Consider the following 1,552-nt stretch of genomic DNA (forward strand, 5'->3'; position numbering starts at 1 on the left):
ATACGTGGATGGGAGGAGTGACGGAAGTGGCCCTTCATGACTGTTCATGGCCGGTGGGGGACGTGTCAAGTACATGCCACCCGCCTACTGAACAGCAGGTCAGCAGCCCACTAACCGTATCCCTGATGCGGTTAGTGAGTCACTGGCGTCCCGTCCAAAATCGGAGGCATTACACCAAGGTCGGGTAGTTAGCGTTTCCGCAGGTCACACAAGTGGGTTCATCACCTGCCAGGACGCGTCCATCACAGCTCCGGAAGGCCAGTGAAATGAACACTCCACGCATACGCAGGACCGGATACCGGAAACCGGCCATAGCCCTGGCCGCTTCGTCGTCCGTGCTCTTGTTCACCGCTTGCGCCGTCGCTGGCGGAGGCGACACCAGGACTAGCTCAGCATCCTTGTATCGTGAAGACATCACAGTGGGACTTCTTCTGCCTGATCGGGACACTGCACGCTTCGAGAAATTCGACTATCCGACCGTTAAGAGGGAAGTCGCTGCGCTCACGCATGGCAAGGGAAAGGTTGACTACGCCAACGCCGAAGCAAGTGTGTCCAGACAGAGTCAGCAGTTCCAGCGCATGGTTTCAGAGAAAGTGGACGTCATCCTCGTCGACGCCTTGGACGCCAAACGCATCGCGCCGGACGTGCGGGAAGCGCAAGACGCGGGCATACCAGTCATCGCCTACGACCGTCTTGCGCAGGGCCCGATCGATGCGTTCGTCTCGCACGACAACGAACTCGTCGGCGAGGAACAGGGACGCGCGATCGAGGAGGCACTGGGCGATCGCGCGTCGGGGAGTAACGTGGTCATGCTGAACGGAGACCCCGCTGATCCGAACTCGGCTCAGTTCAAGAAAGGTGCACTCGGCGAACTCACCGACAAGGTCCACATTGTCCAGCAGTACAACGTCACAAAGTGGTCGCCCGTGGTCGCCGAAAGAGACATGAACCATGCGATTCGGTCCATCGGACTCAGGAACATCACCGCCGTCTACGCGGCCAATGACGGCTTGGCCGGCGCTGCCATCGATGCGCTGAAGAAGGCGGGAGCCACCGCCATACCGCCGGTGACCGGACAGGACGCGAACTTGGACGCAGTGCAGCGCATCGTCGCAGGACAGCAGTACATGTCCGTGTACAAGCCCTTCGTCGATGAGGCCACCGACGCAGCAGAGTTGGCGGTAGACAAGGTACGGGGCCGCAGCATCGAGTTCGACGGACTGACGCCGGATAAAGTCGACAGTCCGACGCAAAAGGACATCCCCACGAGGCTCGTACCAGTGATCGCCCTCACGCAGAACACCATCAGGCAGACAGTGATCGCCGACGGCGTCTATACCATCCGGCAGATCTGCACCGCGCCCTACGCGGCGAGATGTGCGGCCATTGGGCTGGAATAGAGGACAGCCGTCGGTCACGGCAGCTGCAGTTTCGGCGTCTGTGTTGGTCAGCGTCTTGCCCGGGTTCCGCAGTTAATCGGGGTTCTGGGCCTTGGATGAGGTCGAACCTGCTGGCCAGCGGTGTGGCGGCTGGTGGGAATCGGTGTTCGGCC

The 1,552-nt window shown here is 60.7% G+C and carries 1 protein-coding gene; it reads left to right on the forward strand.

The genetic code is table 11. From position 1 onward, the window contains the following. The first annotated feature begins 266 nt into the window (after positions 1–266). A complete protein-coding gene (locus ABZZ74_RS54140; protein ID WP_356951445.1) occupies positions 267–1,400 on the forward strand; it encodes a substrate-binding domain-containing protein in 1,134 nt (377 codons plus the stop codon). Positions 1,401–1,552 lie beyond the last annotated feature (152 nt).

Source organism: Streptomyces sp. NPDC006476 (assembly GCF_040612015.1).
In the GTDB taxonomy this organism is placed as follows: Bacteria; Actinomycetota; Actinomycetes; order Streptomycetales; family Streptomycetaceae; genus Streptomyces; species Streptomyces griseorubiginosus_B.